Genomic DNA, 17,587 nt, shown 5'->3' on the forward strand with positions numbered 1-17,587 from the left:
GCCTCGTCATACCCCCGCTCACGCCCCCTCGCCGTCGACCGCCCGGCGCCGCCCGTGCCCGTGGAACGCGAGGATCTGCAGCTCCGAGGCGACGTCCACCGACCGCACGTCGACGTCGTCGGGGACGTGCAGCACCGCGGGGGCGAAGGTGAGGATGCCGGTCACCCCCGCGGCCACGAGCAGGTCGGCGACGTGCTGGGCGGCCGACGGCGGGGTGGTGATCACGCCGATCGTCGCGCCCTGCACCGCCACCAGCTCGGCCAGCGCCTCGAGCGGCCGCACCGGCAGCCCCGCCACCACCGTGCCGACCACGTCCGGTGCGACGTCGACCAGACCCACCAGCGTGAAGCCGCGCTGTGCGATCCCGGCGTAGCCGGCCAGGGCGCGCCCGAGGTTCCCGACGCCGACCACGACGAGTCGCTGCGGCACCGCGACGCCCAGCACCCGTCCGATCTGCTCGCGCAGGTGCGGCACGTCGTACCCGACGCCTCGGCGGCCGTAGGTGCCGAGGAACGACAGGTCCTTGCGCAGCAGCGCGGACTGCACGCCGGCGCGGGTGGCCAGCTCCTCCGAGGACGTCAGCAGGTGCCCCTCGGCCGCCAGCACGTCGAGCGTGCGCAGGTACGCGGGGAGCCGGGCGACGGTGGCCGGCGGCACCTGGGGGCGGGCGCGCACCGGTGTCACCGGACCGAGGCTAGGGCGCCGACCAGGCGCTGACCAGGGCCAGCGCCGGGGGGAGCCGCGGCAGGTCGACTCAGCGTCCGACGAGAGCCCGGCGCAGCGCCTCGCCGTCGACGCGCCACCACGCGTGCCGGACCCCGTCCACCTCGACCACCGGCACCAGCTCGCCGTACTCCTCGAGCAGGTCTCGGCCGCCCGCCGGCGGGGCGTCGTCCACGTCCACCTCGGTCCACGCGGTGCCGGTGCGCGCGCAGACGTCCGCCACGACCACACGCGCCTCGACGCACAGGTGGCACCCGACACGTCCGTACAGCACCACCCGGGGAGAGCTCACGGGCCCACCGTAGGCGGCGCACCGGTCGAGCCGCCGCCCCACGACGACCCCCGGGACGGGCGGCACCGACCGCCTGGCTACAGTGGCAGGGTGGCCCCGACGAGCGAACCGTCCGACGTGACGGCGCCGGACGAGGGTCGCACGCCCGTCACTCGTTCGGGTGATCGCCGCCCCGCTCCGGGTCGCGGTGCATCCGGCGGCCCCGGTGCCGCCCCCGGGGTCCCCGCGCCGGCCGTCCCGGAGGACGACGAGAGGGCGGGACGCGCAGCGGTGCGAGAGGCCGTCGTGGGCCCCGGTGCGCCGCCGCACGGGTGCATCGGGGCGTTCTTCGACGTCGACAACACGATCATCCGGGGGGCGAGCGCCTTCCACCTCGCCGTCGGCCTGTACCGGCGCGGGTTCTTCCGGCGGTTCGACATCGTCCGGTTCGCGCTGCACCAGGCGCGCTACCTCGTGTTCGGCGAGAACAAGCAGCAGATCGACGAGCTGCGCTCCGAGGCGCTGGCGATCATGCGGGGGCACTCGGTCGCCGAGGTCGCGGTGATCGCCGAGGACGTCTACGACGAGGTGCTCACCCTGCGCATCTACCCCGGCACGCGACGGCTGCTCGACGAGCACGTCGCGGCCGGGCACGCCGTCTGGCTGGTGACGGCCACCCCCGTCGAGGTCGGTGAGCTGATCGCCCGCCGCCTCGACGCGACCGGGGCGCTGGGCACGGTCGCCGAGCACCGCGACGGCTTCTACACGGGCCGGCTGGTGGGCGACCTGCTGCACGGCGAGGCGAAGGCGGCCGCCGTGCGAGCCCTCGCCGAGCGGGAGGGCATCGACCTCGCGTCGTCGTTCGCCTACGGGGACTCGGCGCACGACGTACCGATCCTGTCGCTGGTGGGCCATCCGTTCGCCATCAACCCGGACCGCCGGCTGCGCCGGCACGCCGCGGACGTCGGCTGGCCGGTGCGCGAGTTCCGCGCCCGTCGCCGGGCCACGCGCCGCAGCATCAACGCCGCCAGCCTCGCCGGGCTGGCGTGGGTCGCCGGGCTGGTCGCGCGAGCCGTCCGTCGGTCCCTGGCGGACCGGCCGTGAGCGCGCAGCAGCCGGCCGCGCGGACCGGGCGGGGACCGCTCGGCGAGGAGGCCCGCGGCGCCCGGCGGGACGGGCAGCCCTCGCAGGGGAGACCCGTTCGCGTGCGCACCGCGCAGGTCGAGGACGCCGGCGCGCTCGCCGAGCTCGCGGCGGTGACGTTCCCGCTGGCGTGCCCGCCCGGCTCCACCGCCGCCGACCAGCAGGCGTTCCTCGCGCAGCACCTGTCCGCCGAGCGCTTCGCCGGCTACGCCGCCGACCCCTCACGGCTGCTGCTGGTGGCCGACGACGCCACCGGCCCCCTGCTGGGCTACACGATGCTGGTGCAGGCGACCCCGGCCGACCCGGACGTGCTCGCCGCGCTGACCCTCTCCCCCACCGTCGAGCTGTCGAAGTGCTACGTGCACCCCGACCACCACGGCTCCGGGGTGTCGAGCCGGCTGATGGCCGCGACCCTCGAGGCGGCCTGCGGCACCGGCGCGGCCGGCGTGTGGCTCGGCGTGAACCAGCTCAACGGGCGGGCCCAGCGGTTCTACGCCCGGCACGGGTTCGCCGTGGTCGGCACCAAGCACTTCCGGGTCGGCAGCCGGGTCGAGGACGACTACGTGCTGGAGCGCCCGCTCTAGCAGCAGGAACGACCTCGAGCGGCAGGGCCCTCTAGCGGCAGGAACGACGAAGGCCCGGTCGCGAGACCGGGCCTGTCGGGTGCGGCGCCACCCGGACGGGCGGCGCGGCGGTCACTTCTTGTTGCGACGCTGGTGGCGCGTCTTGCGCAGCAGCTTGCGGTGCTTCTTCTTGGCCATCCGCTTGCGGCGCTTCTTGATGACGGAGCCCATGTGGTCCTCACTCGCTTCGGTCGGCCCGCACGGGGCCTCGGTTTGGTCGATCGGCGCGGGACGGACGCACTGGATCAACCGAGGCGCCCACGCAGGAAAGTCCGGTCGCCTACCTTACGCCCTCGGCACGGGGCAGCGCGACGCGCGGTCGGGGCCTGCCAGCAGGCCCTGTCGACCCGGCAGCGGGCTGTTCAGGAGGTGCGGCGCTCCTCGCGCCGGGCCGAGCCCTCGTCGTCGACGAACGCCGTGGCGGACGAGCGGAGGTAGGCGTCCAGCGCGTCCTGCGGCACGCGGAAGGAGCGTCCGACGCGCACCCCGGGCAGCTCGCCCGAGTGCAGCAGGCGGTACACCGTCATCTTCGACACCCGCATGACCTCGGCGACCTCGAGCACCGTGAGGAACCGCACCCGGCCGGACTGCTCGCTCATGTCAGCTCTCTCTCGGGCGCGCGCCCGGGGAACGGTCGCGGCCGGGTGTCGCCGCGGGACGAGCCCGACGACGCCGGGTGCTCGGCGCACAGCGTAGTGGCTGGTGGGACGCGTGGGAAAGGGGTGACCGAAGGGTCCGGTGTGACGGAATTCATGCGTACTCGACGTCCAGCCCGAGGTGCGGGAACACCTCCGCTCGCGTCGCCCGGATCGCCCTGTCGACGTCGTCCGCGGGGTCGTAGCCGGCCGACCACGGGCGGAAGGTCGCGGGCTGACCGTCGGTCATCCGGTGGGTCGACAGCGGTCCGTACCGGGCCTCCACGATGGTCACCCAGTCCTCGGGCAGCGGGGTGTCCGGAGGCACCGACCGGTGCGTCGCCGTGGCGATCAGGTGGGACCAGACCCGCGGCACCACGTCGGCCATCGCGTAGCCCCCACCGCCCAGCGCGAGCCAGCGGCCGTCCACCAGCTCGTGCGCCAGGTCGTGCAGCAGCTCCGCCGCACGTCGCTGACCGTCCACCGACGTGCGCAGGGTGGTCAGCGGGTCGGAGACGTGCGTGTCGCACCCGTGCTGGGTCACCAGCACGTCCGGCGCGAACTCCCGGACCACCGGCGGCACCACCGCGTCGATCGCCCGCAGCCAGCCCGCGTCGCCCGTCCGGGAGGGCAGCGCGACGTTGACGGCCGTGCCGAGCGCGTGGGGCCCGCCGATCTCGCTCGCCCACCCGGTGCCCGGGAACAGGGCGTGGCCGGTCTCGTGCAGCGAGATCGTCAGCACCCGCGGGTCGTCCCAGAAGGCGGCCTGCACGCCGTCCCCGTGGTGCGCGTCGATGTCGACGTACGCCACCCGTTCGGCGCCCGCGTCCAGCAGCGCCCGGATCGCCAGCGCGGCGTCGTTGTACACGCAGAACCCGGAGGCGGCGCCCGGCATCGCGTGGTGCAGGCCGCCCCCGACGTTGACCGCGTGCTGCACGTCGCCCGTCCACAGCGCCAGCGCGGCGTCGACCGACCCGGTGACCACGCTCGCGGCGGCCGTGTGCATCAGCGGGAAGATCGGGTCGTCGGACGTCCCGAGACCCCGCGCGAGGTCCGGCAGACCCTGCTCGGCGGCGGCGTGCACCGCGGCGACGTAGGCCGGCTCGTGCACGGTGGTCAGCAGCGCGTCGGAGGCCGGCTCGGCACCGACCACCTCGACGTCCGGCTGGTCGAGCAGGCCCAGGCCGGCCGCGAGCGCGATGGTCAGGTCGATCCGCTCGCTGGTCATCGGGTGGCCGGGGCCGAAGTCGTACGCCAGCAGCTCGGTTGACCACACCACCCGAGCGACCGTCGTGGTGCGGGACAGCGAGGTCATGGGTTCACGGTCGCACCGCGGGGCGCCGGTGTCGATCCAGCGTCCACGCGACCGGGCCGGACCGGTCGCGCCGGAGGCGGCGCGGGACGAGGATCCGTGCCACGTGACGACGGTCCGCGGCACGCGCGGCACCACCGCGACGGCCGGGGCCCGCGCGGCAGAGGACACGGAAGGGGACGGCGATGGTGGCGGACGGCTGGTCGACCAAGGCGGCGGAGGCCCTGGCGGTGCACCCGGGGTTCCGGCTGGCGGACCTCGACACGCGCGGCACACCCGGGTTCGGCGACGGCAAGAGGACCGGCGCCGCGGTCACGCGCGCCATCGGAGAGCGGATGTCCGACCTGCAGGAGCGCCTGTTCGCCGAGGGGCGCACGGGCGGGAGCCGCTCGATCCTGCTGGTGCTGCAGGGCCTGGACACCGCCGGCAAGGGCGGGATCGTGCGGCACGTGATGGGGATGGTGGACCCGCAGGGCGTCGCGCTGCACTCGTTCGGCGTCCCGACGGCCGAGGAGCGCCGGCACGACTACCTGTGGCGGATCCGTCGCGCCCTGCCGCCGGCCGGGAGGATCGGCGTGTTCGACCGGTCGCACTACGAGGACGTGCTGGTCGCGCGGGTGAACGAGCTCGCGCCGCGGGACGAGATCGACAAGCGGTACGACGAGATCGTGGACTTCGAGGCCGGGCTCGCCAAGGCCGGCACCCGCGTGATCAAGGTGGCGCTGATGATCTCCCGCCGGGAGCAGTACCGGCGGCTGCACGAGCGCCTGGAGCGCTCGGACAAGCACTGGAAGTTCAACCCGGGCGACGTGGACACCCGCGCGCGCTGGGACGACTACCAGGAGGCCTACCAGGTGGTGTTCGACCGGACGTCGACCCCGGACTGCCCGTGGCACGTCGTGCCGGCGGACCGCAAGTGGTTCGCCCGGCTGGCCGTCTCGCAGCTGGTGCTGGACGCGCTCGAGGACCTGGACCTGCACTGGCCGTCTGCGGACTACGACGTGGCGGAGCAGCTCGCCCGGCTCGAGGCGACCCGCTAGGCCGAGCCGTCGGGCCGACGACGCGTCGTCCGGCGGGCGCTCAGGCGGTGCGCCGACGCAGCGTGCTGATGCCCAGCAGCAGCGAGCCGACGATGAACAGGGCGATCACCCCCACGTCGCCGCTCACCTTCGACCACCCGTCGCCGAAGGCGATGCGCTGCATCGCCTCGACGCCGTAGGTCAGCGGCAGCACGCGGGACAGCCACTCCAGCGCCGTCGGCATCTGGCCGCGCGGCATCAGGAGCCCGGCCGTGATCAGCTGCGGGAAGATGATCGCCGGCATCAGCTGGACGGCCTGGAACTCGGTGCGGGCCACCGCCGAGGCGGCCAGCCCGAGGGCGCAGCCCAGCACCGCGTCGAGCACCGCGACCAGCACCATCAGCAGGAACGGACCCTTGACGTCCATCCCGCAGACCCAGACGGCGAACCCGGTCACCACCAGCGACTGCACCAGCGCCAGCACCGCGAACGCGATCGCGTAGCCGATGACGAAGTCCCCGCGCCCGATCGGCAGGGTCATCAGCCGCTCGAGGGTGCCCGAGGTGCGCTCGCGCAGCGTCGCCACGGACGTGACCAGGAACATCACGATCAGCGGGAACAGGCCCACCAGCATCGGCCCGAACCGGTCGATCACGTCGGTGCCGTGGAACATCCAGGCGATCAGCCCGAGCAGCAGGCAGGGCAGCACCAGGATCAGCGCGATCGTCCGCGGGTCGTGGCGCAGCTGGTTGAGCACACGGCCCGTCGTCGCGGCCGTCAGCCGGGGGCTCATGCCGCCACCGGTCCCTTCCCGGACGCCCGGTCGACGAGGGTCAGGAAGGCGCCCTCGGCGTCCGACGCGCCGGTCGCCGCGAGCAGCTCGGCCAGCGTGCCGTCCGCCAGCACGGCACCGTTGCGCATCAGCACCAACCGGTCGCAGCGGGCCGCCTCGTCCATCACGTGGCTCGACACCAGCAGGGAGCGACCCGCGTCGCGGAGCCGGCCGAACAGCGTCCACAGGTCGCGCCGCAGCACGGGGTCGAGGCCGACCGTCGGCTCGTCGAGCACCAGCAGCGCCGGGGTGTTGAGCAGGGCGACGGCCAGGGAGACCCGGGACAGCTCGCCGCCGGACAGCGTGCCGGTCAGGCGGCGGTCGAACCCCGTCAGCCCCACCTCGTCGAGCACCCGTGCCGGGTCCGTCGCCGGGGCGCCGAGCAGCGCACCGGCGTAGCGCAGGTTCTCCCCCACCGTCAGGTCGGCGTACACGCTCGGCGCCTGCGTGACGTAGGCGACCTCGCGGCGCAGCGCCGGCGACCCGGCCGGCCGCCCGAGCACCGTCACCGTCCCGCCGGCCACCACCTGCGCGCCGACGATCGAGCGCATCAGCGTCGTCTTGCCGCTGCCGCTGGGCCCGAGCAGGCCGACCACCTCACCGGCCGGGACGGTGAGGTCCAGGCCGTCGAGCACCACGTTGCCGCCCCGGACCACCCGGAGCCCGCGCACCTCGACGGCGACGGACCGTCCGCCGCCGTTCCCGTTATTCCTCATGTGAGGAATAGTCCTCCTCCGCGTCCACGCCTGCAAGGGGCGCCCTGGGCCGATCGGGTGACCGGACATCACCGAGGGGGCCGGTGAGGGGGCCGGTGAGGGGGCCGGTGAGGGGCCCGGTCAGGTAGCCCTGCAGCGCCGGCCCGACGAGCGCCGCCAGCCGGTCGGTGCCCATCCCGGCGATCTCGGGCAGCTGCAGCACGTGGCGAGCGATGAGCACGCCGACCACGTGGGAGGCTGCGAGCGCCATCCGCAGGTCCGCGTCCGGCGTCGGCAGCACGGCCACGACGCGCGCGAACACCTGCCGGCCGAGGAACTGCGCCATCGCCTGCACGTGCGGCTCGCTGGAGCCCAAGGCACCGAACAGGACCCGGAACCGCTCGCCGTGCTCGTCCTCCCACACCTCGAGCACCGCCCGGGCCAGCCGTTCCCCGAGCCCGTCGAGCCCGCCCTCCAGCAGCCGGCCGACCACCTGCGCCGGCTCGACCCCCGTCGGCACCATCGCGGCGGCGAACAGCTCGGCCTTGTCCTCGAAGTAGTGCCGCACCAGCGCGGGGTCCACCCCGGCGCGGCGCGCCACCGACCGGACCGAGGCGCCGTCGTACCCGCGCTGCGCCAGCTCCGCCCGGGCCGCGGCGACGATGTCGCCCCGGGTGTCCGAGCCTGCGGGCCGGCGGCCGCGCGGCCTGGCCTGGTCCTCGCCGCCCCCGACCGCGCCCGCGGCACCGTCGGCCGCCCGCGCTCGTCCCGCCACGGCCCCAGCGTAGGGACTGGGGACGGCCGACGACCAACCCACCGAAGGGGCGGAGGGCGGGTCGTGGGCGCCGGGCGGGCGGGGGACGGCCGACGACCCGCCCCCCGAGGGGCGGGTGGGGGGGTGGTCGGCGCCGGGCGGGCTGTGCCCGGCGGTGAAGCCGTGCAGGTCAGCGGCTGACGCCGGCCCGCCGCTTGTTGTACACGTCGAACGCGACGGCCATCAGCAGCACCAGGCCCTTGATGGCCTGCTGGTAGTCGATGCCCACGCCCATGATCGACATGCCGTTGTTCATCACACCGATGATCAGGCCACCGGCGATGGTGCCGACCACGGTGCCGACACCGCCGGTGACCGCCGCACCGCCGATGAACGCGGCTGCGATGGCGTCCAGCTCGAAGCCGGTACCGGCCTTCGGGTTGGCCAGGTTCAGGCGGGCCGTGAACACCAGGCCGGCGAGCGCGGACAGCACGCCCATGTTGACGAAGATCCAGAAGTTGACCCACTTGACCTTGATGCCGGACAGGGTGGCCGCGTTCAGGTTGCCGCCGATCATGAACACGTGGCGGCCGAAGACGCTGTTCTTGGTGACGGCCGCGTACACGAGGATCAGCGCCGCCAGGATGATCAGCACGATCGGCAGGCCCTTGTAGTTGGCCAGCTCCCACGCGAACGCCATGACGACCGCGCCCATGATGACGATCTGGCCGATGAACAGCGGCATCGACTCGACGTCCTGCTGGTAGGCGATGCGCGCACGCCGCTTGCGCCACTGGCTGAAGGCGTAGCCGATCACGCCGAGGGCACCGAGAAGCAGGGTGAACGCGTCGTACCCGTTGCCGCCCAGCACCCCGTTGAGGTAGCCGGACGCGATGTTGCGGAAGTCGTCCGGGAACGGCGAGATCTGGGTGTTGCCCAGCGTCACCATCGTGGCGCCGCGGAACAGGAGCATGCCGGCCAGCGTGACGATGAACGCCGGGATGCCGACGAACGCCACCCAGTACCCCTGCCACGCGCCGACCGCGGCGCCCACCAGCAGGGCGGCGACCACGCCGATCCACCACGGCAGGCCGTGCCGGACGGTGACCACTCCGGCGACGGCACCGGTGAACGCCACCACCGACCCGACCGACAGGTCGATGTGGCCGGCGATGATCACGATGACCATGCCGATGGCCAGGATCAGGATGTACGAGTTCTGGACGACGATGTTCGTGACGTTCTGCGGCGTCAGCAGAACGCCGTCCGTCAGGAAGTAGAACAGGATGATGATCGCAACGAATGCGAGGTAGATCCCGCTCTGGCGGAAGTTCTTGGTGAAGGCGTCCTTCACCCCGGCGAGCGCGCCCATCGGCGTCAGTCCTTTACCTTGGTCATGAGCTGCATGAGGGATTCCTGGGTCGCCTGCTCGCGCGGCACCACACCGGTGATCCGGCCGGCGCTCATCGCATAGATGCGATCGCACATGCCGAGGAGCTCGGGCAGCTCGGAGGAGATGAACAGCACCGCCTTCCCGGCGTCCGCGAGGCGATTGATGATCGTGTAGATCTCGTACTTGGCGCCCACGTCGATGCCGCGGGTGGGCTCGTCGAGGATCAGCACGTCAGGGTCGGCGAAGATCCACTTGCTCAGCACGACCTTCTGCTGGTTGCCGCCGGAGAGCTTGCCGGCGAGCGCCAGGACCGACGGGGCCTTGATGTTCATCGAGACCCGGGAGTCCTGCGCGACCTTGGTCTCCTCGTTGTCGTTGACCCAGCCGCGGCGGGACACCTTGCCGAGGGCGGCGACCGAGATGTTCTGCTTGATCGTCTCGATCAGGTTGAGGCCGTAGCGCTTGCGGTCCTCCGTGGCGTACGCGATGCCGGCGGCGATCGCGTCCGGCACGCTGTGCAGGCGCACCTCCTTGCCGTCCTTGATCACCCGGCCCGAGATGTCGGCGCCGTAGGCCCGGCCGAACACGCTCATGGCCAGCTCGGTGCGGCCGGCGCCCATCAGACCCGCGAGGCCGACGATCTCGCCGCGCCGCACGTTCAGGGAGGCGTGGTCCACCACGACCCGCTCGTGCTGGATCGGGTGGTGCACGGTCCAGTCCTCGATCCGGAAGATCTCCTCGCCCACGCTCGGCGTGTGCTCCGGGAACCGGTGCTCGAGGTCGCGACCGACCATGCCGCGGATGATCCGGTCCTCCGTGACCTCGTCGCGCTTCATGTCGAGCGTCTCGATGGTCCGCCCGTCCCGGATGACGGTGGTGGAGTCGGCGATCTCGGCGATCTCGTTCAGCTTGTGGGAGATCATGATCGAGGTGATGCCCTGCTCCTTGAGCTGCCGGAGCAGGTTGAGCAGGTGCTCGGAGTCCGCATCGTTCAGCGCCGACGTGGGCTCGTCCAGGATGAGGAGCTTGACCTCCTTGGAGAGCGCCTTGGCGATCTCCACCAGCTGCTGCTTGCCGACCCCGATGTCCGCGATGCGGGTGGTCGGGTTCTCGGTCAGCCCGACGCGCGCCATGAGGCGCGCGGCCTCGGCGTTCGTCTTGTTCCAGTCGATGAAGCCACGCTGCGACAGCTCGTTGCCGACGAAGATGTTCTCCGCGATCGACAGCAGCGGGTTGAGCGCGAGCTCCTGGTGGATGATGACGATCCCGCGCTGCTCGCTCGCGCGGATGCTGTTGAACTGGCACAGCTCGCCGTCGAAGTAGATCTCGCCCTCGTAGTCCCCGTACGGGTAGACGCCCGAGAGCACCTTCATCAGCGTCGACTTGCCGGCGCCGTTCTCTCCGCAGATCGCGTGGATCTCGGCCCGCGCGACCGTGAGGTTCACGTCCTGGAGCGCCTTGACTCCGGGGAACGTCTTGGTGATGCCACGCATCTGGAGGATGTCGTCACTCATGTGCCCAACCGATCCTGCTGTCTCGGGGCGGGGGCCCCCCCGAAAGAGCCCGGGGGGGGCGCCCCGGGGGGGGGGGCGGGCGCGCGGGGCCGCCGGGAGGTTGTAGTAATTTATGTGCCCAACCTATTCTGCTGTCTCGGGGCGGCGCCCCGCCGTATGGCCGGGGGGGGCGCCGCGCTGCTGATCGTGGCGGGACGTCAGCTCAGCTGCGCCTCGGTGTAGTAGCCACCGTCGACGAGGACCTTCTTGTAGTTGTCCTTCGTGATGATCTGCGACTCGAGCAGGTAGGACGGGACCACCTTGACGCCGTTGTCGTAGGTCTTGGTGTCGGTGACCTTCGGCTCCTGACCCTTGAGGATCGCGTCGGTCATGGCAACCGTGACCTTGGCCAGCTCACGGGTGTCCTTGTAGATGGTCGAGTACTGCTCGCCCTTGATGATCGACTTGACCGAGGCCGCCTCGGCGTCCTGGCCGGTCACGACCGGGTACGGCTGGGAGGCCGTGCCGTAGCCGACGCCCTTGAGGGCGCCGAGGATGCCGATCGACAGACCGTCGTACGGGGACAGCACGCCGGCGACCTTGGAGCCGTCCGCGTAGGTGGACGTCAGCAGGTTCTCCATGCGGGACTGCGCCGTGGCCGGGTCCCACCGCAGCGTGGCGATGGTCTTGAAGTCGGTCTGGCCGGACTTGACGACCAGGACCTTCTTGTCGATGTACGGCTTGAGGATGCTCATCGCGCCGTTGTAGAAGAACGTCGCGTTGTTGTCGTCCGGCGAGCCGGCGAAGAGCTCGATGTTGAGCGGGCCGGTCTTGCCGGTGTCCTTGCCGCTCGCGTCGAGGATGCCCAGACCGGTCAGCAGCGAGGTGGCCTGCTGCACGCCGACCTTGAAGTTGTCGAACGTCGTGTAGTAGTCCACGTTCGCCGAGTTGCGGATCAGGCGGTCGTACGCGATGACCTTGATGCCGTTGGAGTGGGCCTGCTCGAGCTGGCTGGTGAGGGCCGTGCCGTCGATCGAGGCGATGATCAGGACCTTCGCGCCCTTGGTGATCATCGTGTCGATCTGGTTCACCTGGGTCGGGATGTCGTCCTCGGCGTACTGCAGGTCGACCTTGTAGCCCAGGGCCTCGAGCTGGCTCTTGACGTTGTTGCCGTCGTTGATCCAGCGCTCGGAGGACTTGGTCGGCATCGCGACGCCGATCAGGTCGCCCTTGGTGGCGGCGCCGCCGGCGGCGGCGGTGCTGCCGGAGGTGGAACCGGAGGTGGAGCCCGCGCCGCCGCCGCTGCACGCGGCCATCGTCAGGGACAGGGTGAATGCTGCCGCAATGGCAGCGATGCGCTTGAGGTGCATCGATGATCTCCTCGTTGAGATTCACGGCCATACGACGATATGACCGCGGGTACTGCGTCAGTGGAGCTCAGACGGACGAAGGTAAACCTCCGGCGTCACGTGTTCTCATGGTCCAGGTTAGCGCTCACATCTGCGTTTTCCCAAGGCCGTGGAGTCACATTTGGGTAACAGCTAGATTCGCTGCGCCAGGCGGTAATACGCGGCGTTGAAGCGCACCTGGTCGCGGAACCCGCGGGCCGTGGTGGCCTCGTCGATGACGAGCAGCTCGGTGCGCGCGATGGTCGCGAACACCTCGAACGCGTCGACACCGGCGGCCGTGGACAGGACCGTGTGGTGCGCCCCGCCGGCGGTCAGCCAGGCCTCCGCCGACGTGGTGAAGTCGGGGCGCGGCTGCCAGACCGCCCGGGCGACCGGCAGGTTCGGCAGCGCCGGGTGCTCCACCAGGTCGACGACGTTGGCGGTCAGCCGGAACCGGTCCCGCATGTCCGCCAGCGACACCACGACGCCGACGCCGGGGTCGGCGTCGAACACCATGCGGACCGGGTCCTCCTTGCCGCCGATGCCGAGCGGGTGGATCTCGACCTTCGGCGTCGAGGTGGTCAGCGACGGGCAGATCTCGAGCATGTGCGCACCGAGGATGCGCTCGTCGCCCGGCGTCAGGTCGTAGGTGTAGTCCTCCATCAGCGACGCACCACCGGGCAGGCCGGCGCCCATCACCTTGGCGGCCCGGACCAGGACGGCCGTCTTCCAGTCGCCCTCGGCACCGAAGCCGTAGCCCTTGGCCATGAGGCGCTGCACGGCGATGCCCGGGAGCTGGCGCAGCGCGCCGAGGTCCTCGAAGTTCGTCGTGAACGCCTTGGCGCCGAGCTCGCCGAGGAACGCCTCGAGCGCCGCCTCCTGGCGCGCCGCGTAGCGCAGCGACTCGTGCCGCTCGCCGCCCTTGCGCAGCTCCGGGACCACGTCGTACAGGTCCTCGTACTCCGCGACCAGGGAGTCGACCGTCGCGTCCTCGACCGCGTCGACCGCGGCGACCAGGTCGTTCACGCCCCACGTGTTCACGCTGACACCGAAGACGTGCTCCGCCTCGGTCTTGTCGCCCTCGGTGACGGCGACGTTGCGCATGTTGTCGCCGAAGCGCGCCAGGCGCAGCTCGTGCGTGGCGGCCCAGCCCGCGGCACCGCGCACCCAGGTGCCGACGCGCGCGGTGACGGCCGGGTTCGAGGCGTGCCCGACGACGGTGGTGCGGGCCACGCCGAGGCGGGCCAGCGCGTAGCCGTACTCGCGGTCGCCGTGCGCGGCCTGGTTGAGGTTCATGAAGTCGAAGTCGATGCCGTCCCACGGCAGCTCGACGTTGGCCTGGGTGTGCAGGTGCAGCAGGGGCTTGCTCAGCACGTCCAGGCCGGCGATCCACATCTTGGCCGGGGAGAAGGTGTGCATCCAGGTGATGACCCCGAGGACGTCGTCGCGGCTGTTCGCGTCGAGCATCGCCCGGCGGATCGCGGCGGAGTCGGTGAGCACCGGCTTCCAGACGATCTTCGCGGGCACGTCGTCGCTCGCGTCGAGGGTCCGGGCGACCTCCTGCGACTGCTCCGCCACCTGGCGCAGCGTCTCCTCGCCGTACAGGCCCTGGCTCCCGGTCAGGAACCAGACCTCGCGGTCGGCGTACGGCTTGCTCATGCTCGGGACTCCTCGTCGAGTGCGGAACCGGTGGAGACCGGGGCGCTGTCGCCCTGGCCGTAGACGTTCTGGTAGCGGGCGTACAGCGCGTCGATGTGGCGCTGGTCGATCGGGATCAGCTCGCCCAGCTGGCGGGACAGGTGCACCGTGCGGGCGACCTCCTCGACCATGACGGCCGCCTTGACGGCGTCCTTGGCGTCGCGACCGATGGTGAAGGGCCCGTGGTTCTGCATCAGCACCGCGCGGCTCCGGGAGCCGGACAGCGTGTCGACGATGCCGCGGCCGATCGAGTCGTCGCCGATCAGGGCGAACGGGCCGACCGGGATGGGGCCGCCGAACTCGTCGGCCATCATCGTCAGCACGCACGGCACCGCCTCGCCGCGGGCCGCCCACGCCGTCGCGTAGGTCGAGTGCGTGTGCACCACGCCGCCGACGTTCGGCATGTGCCGGTACACGTAGGCGTGCGCCGCGGTGTCCGACGAGGGGCTGCGGGTGCCGTCGACGAGGTTGCCGTCCAGGTCGCAGACGACCATCGACTCCGGCGTCAGCTCGTCGTACGTCACGCCCGAGGGCTTGATCACCAGCAGGTCCTCGCCGTCCTCCACCGGGACGCGCTGCGAGACGTTGCCCGCGGTCCACACGACCAGCTCCCAGCGCGGCAGCTCGGCGTGCAGCCGGGCGACCACCTCACGGGTGCGCTCGACCTCGGCGCGCACGGCGGCCGAGTGGTCGGACAGGGGTCGGACGGTCATCGGTGACGGCTCCTGGGTGGTGGGGGTCAGAGGGCCAGCGTCGCGGCGCGCTCGACGGCGAGCCCGGCCTGGTAGCGGTCGAGGTAGGCGGCGAACCCGGCCACGTCGGCCGCGTCCGGCTCGACGACGTCGAGGTCCGCACCGGCGAACACGCGGGTGCGCAGGTACTCGCCGAGGTCCTGCTCCGCGCCGGAGGTCAGGTAGGCGGCCAGCACGGCGATCCCCCAGGCGCCGCCCTCACCGGCGGTGCGACCAACGGCGACCGGCGCGCCGATCGCCGCGGCGAGGAACCGCTGGGCGACGCCCGCGGTGCGGAACACGCCCCCGTGGGCGAACATCGCGTCGAGGCCGACGCCCTCGGCCGCCAGCACGCGCATGCCGAGGCTGAGCGTGGCGAAGGCGCCGTAGATGCTGGCGCGCATGAACGTCGGCAGCGTCAGGCTGCTGCCCGGGGTGCGCACGACGAGCGGCCGGCCGGACTCCAGCCCGGTGACCGGCTCGCCGGCCAGGTAGTTGTAGGCGAGCAGGCCGCCGCCGTCCGCCTCGCCCTCGAGCGCGGCGCGGAACAGGGTGCCGAACACCTCGTCGGACGAGGACCCGTGGCCCGAGCGCAGCGCGAACTCCCGGAACAGGCCCACCCACGCGTCCAGCTCGCTCGCGCCGTTGTTGCAGTGCACCATCGCCACCGGGTCGCCGGCGGGCGTGGTGACCACGTCGAGCTCGTGGTGCACGTGCGCGAGCGGCCGCTCGAGCACCACCATCGCGAAGATCGAGGTGCCGGCGCTGACGTTGCCGGTGCGCGGCGCGACCGAGCTGGTGGCGACCATCCCGGTGCCGGCGTCGCCCTCCGGCGGGCACAGCGGGATGCCCGCGCGCAGGCTGCCGGTCGGGTCGAGCAGCGCGGCACCCTCCGGGGTCAGGTTGCCGGCCTCCTCGCCGGCGCACAGCACCTGCGGCAGCAGGGCGTCGAGGACGAGGCCGGGTCCGAGCCGCCGGTGGCTGGCGAGCAGCCCGTCGACCGCCGCCAGCATCTCCTTGTCGTAGCCGCGGGTGGCCGGGTCGATGGGGAACATGCCGGAGGCGTCGCCGACGCCGAGCACGCGGCGGCCGGTCAGCTGCCAGTGCACGTAGCCGGCGAGGGTGGTGACGAAGCGGACGTCGGGGACGTGGGGCTCGTCGTCGAGCACCGCCTGGTACAGGTGGGCGATCGACCAGCGCAGCGGGATGTTGTGGCCCAGCAGCTCGGTCAGCTCGGCCGCGGCGCGGCCGGTCGACGTGTTGCGCCACGTGCGGAACGGCACCAGCAGCCGGTCCTCGGAGTCGAACGCCAGGTAGCCGTGCATCATCGCGGAGACGCCGATGGCCCCGAACGTCGTCGGGCGCACGCCGTACTGGCGCTGCACGTCCGCGAACAGGTCCGCCACCGCCGCCTGCAGGCCGGCCCAGACGTCCTCGAGCGAGTACGTCCACACGCCGTCGACCAGCTGGTTCTCCCAGTCGTGGCTGCCGTTGGCGATCGGCGTGTGGTCGGGACCGATCAGGCACGCCTTGATGCGCGTGGAGCCGAGCTCGATGCCCAGACAGGTGCTGCCGGAGGTGACGGCATCCCGTGCGGCTCGCGTCACGTCGGTCTCGTCGCCTGCTCCGTGGGCACGGGCGGCACTGGGCACGACCACCATTGGTCAGCTCCTTCACGATCGGTCGTGGAGGATGTTAGCGCTCACATGCCCCGGTGCCAAGCTGCCTGGTGAGCAGGGGTTTCGCCGACGGGCGCAGGTGCGCGGGCGACGTGGCGAGACCGAGGACCTCAGGTCGGTGGGTGCGGCACCGCGCACCCGCTGCTCATGCGCGCGGACGCAGCGACGACGCGCGTACGACGAGGTGCGCGGGGATGATGCCCACGGTCGGAGGGCTGCCCGCCGTCGCTCCCATCAGCACGCGGACCGCCCGGGCGCCGAGCGCCGCCAGGTCCTGCCGGACGGTGGTCAGCGCCGGGATCGCATAGGCGGCGGTCGCCTCGTCGTCGAACCCCGCCACCGCCACGTCCTGGGGCACCCGCACGCCGGCCTCCCAGAAGGCGTGCAGCAGGCCGAAGGCGAGCTGGTCGTTCGCGGCGAACACCGCGCGCGGCAGCCCCTCCCTGATCAACCGTCGCCCGACCGCAGCGCCCTCGGCCGCGGACCATCCGGCCTCGATCGGCGCGGGCGGCTCGACGCCCACCGCGCGGCACGCCTCCTGCCACCCGGCGAGCCGCTCGCGGGCGTCGAACCAGTCCTGCGGGCCGGCGACGTGCGCCACCTCGCCGTACCCCTGCGCCAGCAGGTGCGACGTGGCGAGCCGCCCACCGCCCCGCTGGTCGACGGACACCTGGTGCAGGTGCTCCGCCTCCGTGCCGAGGTCCCCGGAGGACACGATCACCACCGGCAGCGAGGTCGGCGCCTGCTCCAGCACGCCCATCACCTCGACGGTCGGGGCGATCACGGCGAGGCCCTCGACACCCTGGGTGAGGAACTGCTCGACCGCCTGGTGCATCGAGTCGGCGTCGAAGCTCCGCAGCATCGCCACGGCGACCACCGCACCGACCAGGCGGGCGGACTCCTGCAGGCCGACCAGCGTGCTCGTGGGGCCGAACAGCGTGCTGGCGGGCGCGACGACGCCCAGGACACCGGTGCGCCGGGTGACCAGCGCGCGGGCGGCGCTGTTGCGGCGGTAGCCGAGCTCGGCGATGGCGGCCAGCACCCGGGCGCGCGTCTCCGGCCGGACGCTCGGGTGGTCGTTGAGCACGCGCGAGACGGTCTGGTGGGAGACCCCGGCGACGGCGGCCACGTCGCTCATCGCGGGCGGGCGCGGCGTGGCGGCGCGGGACGTCGGCACAGCGGGGACGTTCGGCACGGC

The 17,587-nt window shown here is 72.4% G+C and carries 18 protein-coding genes; 3 read left to right on the plus strand and 15 right to left on the minus strand.

Translation table 11 applies throughout. The features are described 5' to 3' along the window. Positions 1 to 18: 18 nt before the first annotated feature. Positions 19 to 684 carry a redox-sensing transcriptional repressor Rex gene (locus tag N0B34_RS03105; protein WP_263729764.1) on the minus strand — a complete coding sequence of 222 codons (666 nt, stop codon included), beginning with the start codon at positions 682 to 684 and terminating at the stop codon, positions 19 to 21. A 70-nt stretch (positions 685 to 754) separates the two neighbouring features. After that, the gene (locus tag N0B34_RS03110; protein ID WP_263729765.1) at positions 755 to 1,015 is read right to left on the minus strand and encodes a glutaredoxin family protein; all 261 of its coding nucleotides are present in this window, start codon (positions 1,013 to 1,015) and stop codon (positions 755 to 757) included. 270 nt (positions 1,016 to 1,285) lie between these two features. On the opposite strand from N0B34_RS03110, the gene N0B34_RS03115 reads away from it, so the two are divergent. Both N0B34_RS03115 and N0B34_RS03120 read left to right on the plus strand, forming a co-directional pair. Next, complete coding sequence (locus N0B34_RS03115) at positions 1,286 to 2,098, plus strand: HAD family hydrolase (protein ID WP_263729766.1); 813 nt, start codon at positions 1,286 to 1,288, stop codon at positions 2,096 to 2,098. Positions 2,099 to 2,199: 101 nt separating this feature from the next. Next, positions 2,200 to 2,721, plus strand: coding sequence for a GNAT family N-acetyltransferase (locus N0B34_RS03120; RefSeq protein WP_263729767.1), 522 nt, complete (start codon positions 2,200 to 2,202; stop codon positions 2,719 to 2,721). Positions 2,722 to 2,832: 111 nt separating this feature from the next. Here N0B34_RS03120 and N0B34_RS03125 read toward each other — a convergent pair whose 3' ends face one another. The 3 genes from N0B34_RS03125 to N0B34_RS03135 all read right to left on the minus strand — a co-directional run bounded on the left by N0B34_RS03125 (position 2,833) and on the right by N0B34_RS03135 (position 4,710). Then, entirely contained in the window at positions 2,833 to 2,931 is a 99-nt protein-coding gene (locus tag N0B34_RS03125) for a 30S ribosomal protein bS22 (protein WP_003792170.1), read from the minus strand. 191 nt (positions 2,932 to 3,122) lie between these two features. Further along, complete coding sequence (locus N0B34_RS03130; protein ID WP_263729768.1) at positions 3,123 to 3,359, minus strand: helix-turn-helix domain-containing protein; 237 nt, start codon at positions 3,357 to 3,359, stop codon at positions 3,123 to 3,125. Positions 3,360 to 3,510: 151 nt separating this feature from the next. Beyond that, positions 3,511 to 4,710, minus strand: coding sequence for an acetoin utilization protein AcuC (locus N0B34_RS03135; protein ID WP_263729769.1), 1,200 nt, complete (start codon positions 4,708 to 4,710; stop codon positions 3,511 to 3,513). A 182-nt stretch (positions 4,711 to 4,892) separates the two neighbouring features. Here N0B34_RS03135 and N0B34_RS03140 point away from each other — a divergent pair, with 182 nt between their 5' ends. Continuing rightward, positions 4,893 to 5,747: a PPK2 family polyphosphate kinase gene (locus N0B34_RS03140; protein ID WP_263729770.1), complete on the plus strand. Its 855-nt coding sequence runs from the start codon at positions 4,893 to 4,895 to the stop codon at positions 5,745 to 5,747. Positions 5,748 to 5,787: 40 nt separating this feature from the next. On the opposite strand, the gene N0B34_RS03145 is transcribed toward N0B34_RS03140, so the two are convergent. From N0B34_RS03145 to N0B34_RS03190, 10 genes are all read right to left on the minus strand, one after another. Beyond that, entirely contained in the window at positions 5,788 to 6,519 is a 732-nt protein-coding gene (locus N0B34_RS03145; RefSeq protein ID WP_263729771.1) for an ABC transporter permease, read from the minus strand. Then, positions 6,516 to 7,274 carry an ABC transporter ATP-binding protein gene (locus tag N0B34_RS03150; protein ID WP_263729772.1) on the minus strand — a complete coding sequence of 253 codons (759 nt, stop codon included), beginning with the start codon at positions 7,272 to 7,274 and terminating at the stop codon, positions 6,516 to 6,518. The genes N0B34_RS03145 and N0B34_RS03150 overlap by 4 nt, the downstream gene beginning before the upstream one ends. Then, positions 7,264 to 8,028 (minus strand): TetR/AcrR family transcriptional regulator, encoded by a 765-nt coding sequence (locus tag N0B34_RS03155; RefSeq protein ID WP_263729773.1) that lies wholly within the window; start codon positions 8,026 to 8,028, stop codon positions 7,264 to 7,266. Before N0B34_RS03155 ends, N0B34_RS03150 begins: the two co-directional genes overlap by 11 nt. A 169-nt stretch (positions 8,029 to 8,197) precedes the next feature. Beyond that, positions 8,198 to 9,379, minus strand: a complete 1,182-nt coding sequence (gene mmsB, locus N0B34_RS03160; protein WP_263729774.1) for a multiple monosaccharide ABC transporter permease — start codon at positions 9,377 to 9,379, stop codon at positions 8,198 to 8,200. Positions 9,380 to 9,384: 5 nt separating this feature from the next. Beyond that, entirely contained in the window at positions 9,385 to 10,914 is a 1,530-nt protein-coding gene (gene mmsA / locus N0B34_RS03165; RefSeq protein ID WP_263729775.1) for a multiple monosaccharide ABC transporter ATP-binding protein, read from the minus strand. A 197-nt stretch (positions 10,915 to 11,111) separates the two neighbouring features. Continuing rightward, entirely contained in the window at positions 11,112 to 12,263 is a 1,152-nt protein-coding gene (chvE, locus tag N0B34_RS03170) for a multiple monosaccharide ABC transporter substrate-binding protein (protein ID WP_263729776.1), read from the minus strand. A 171-nt stretch (positions 12,264 to 12,434) separates the two neighbouring features. Next, positions 12,435 to 13,940, minus strand: a complete 1,506-nt coding sequence (araA, locus tag N0B34_RS03175) for an L-arabinose isomerase (protein WP_263729777.1) — start codon at positions 13,938 to 13,940, stop codon at positions 12,435 to 12,437. Next, on the minus strand, positions 13,937 to 14,692 hold the full coding sequence (locus N0B34_RS03180) for an L-ribulose-5-phosphate 4-epimerase (RefSeq protein ID WP_263729778.1): 756 nt from the start codon (positions 14,690 to 14,692) through the stop codon (positions 13,937 to 13,939). Before N0B34_RS03180 ends, araA begins: the two co-directional genes overlap by 4 nt. 26 nt (positions 14,693 to 14,718) lie before the next feature. Continuing rightward, positions 14,719 to 16,371, minus strand: coding sequence for a xylulokinase (locus tag N0B34_RS03185; protein WP_263729779.1), 1,653 nt, complete (start codon positions 16,369 to 16,371; stop codon positions 14,719 to 14,721). Between the two features lie 163 nt (positions 16,372 to 16,534). Continuing rightward, positions 16,535 to 17,584 carry a LacI family DNA-binding transcriptional regulator gene (locus N0B34_RS03190; protein WP_263729780.1) on the minus strand — a complete coding sequence of 350 codons (1,050 nt, stop codon included), beginning with the start codon at positions 17,582 to 17,584 and terminating at the stop codon, positions 16,535 to 16,537. Positions 17,585 to 17,587 lie beyond the last annotated feature (3 nt).

This window comes from Cellulomonas sp. SG140 (assembly GCF_025770785.1).
Classification (GTDB): Bacteria; Actinomycetota; Actinomycetes; order Actinomycetales; family Cellulomonadaceae; genus Cellulomonas.

What these genes read in the sequence shown, in the direction of transcription:
- N0B34_RS03125 (WP_003792170.1), bottom strand. Translation starts at nt 2,931, where the DNA reads ATGGGCTCCGTCATCAAGAAGCGCCGCAAGCGGATGGCCAAGAAGAAG.
- N0B34_RS03130 (WP_263729768.1), bottom strand. Translation starts at nt 3,359, where the DNA reads ATGAGCGAGCAGTCCGGCCGGGTGCGGTTCCTCACGGTGCTCGAGGTC.
- N0B34_RS03135 (WP_263729769.1), bottom strand. Translation starts at nt 4,710, where the DNA reads ATGACCTCGCTGTCCCGCACCACGACGGTCGCTCGGGTGGTGTGGTCA.
- N0B34_RS03140 (WP_263729770.1), top strand. Translation starts at nt 4,893, where the DNA reads ATGGTGGCGGACGGCTGGTCGACCAAGGCGGCGGAGGCCCTGGCGGTG.
- N0B34_RS03145 (WP_263729771.1), bottom strand. Translation starts at nt 6,519, where the DNA reads ATGAGCCCCCGGCTGACGGCCGCGACGACGGGCCGTGTGCTCAACCAG.
- N0B34_RS03150 (WP_263729772.1), bottom strand. Translation starts at nt 7,274, where the DNA reads ATGAGGAATAACGGGAACGGCGGCGGACGGTCCGTCGCCGTCGAGGTG.
- mmsB (WP_263729774.1), bottom strand. Translation starts at nt 9,379, where the DNA reads ATGGGCGCGCTCGCCGGGGTGAAGGACGCCTTCACCAAGAACTTCCGC.
- mmsA (WP_263729775.1), bottom strand. Translation starts at nt 10,914, where the DNA reads ATGAGTGACGACATCCTCCAGATGCGTGGCATCACCAAGACGTTCCCC.
- chvE (WP_263729776.1), bottom strand. Translation starts at nt 12,263, where the DNA reads ATGCACCTCAAGCGCATCGCTGCCATTGCGGCAGCATTCACCCTGTCC.
- araA (WP_263729777.1), bottom strand. Translation starts at nt 13,940, where the DNA reads ATGAGCAAGCCGTACGCCGACCGCGAGGTCTGGTTCCTGACCGGGAGC.
- N0B34_RS03180 (WP_263729778.1), bottom strand. Translation starts at nt 14,692, where the DNA reads ATGACCGTCCGACCCCTGTCCGACCACTCGGCCGCCGTGCGCGCCGAG.
- N0B34_RS03185 (WP_263729779.1), bottom strand. Translation starts at nt 16,371, where the DNA reads ATGGTGGTCGTGCCCAGTGCCGCCCGTGCCCACGGAGCAGGCGACGAG.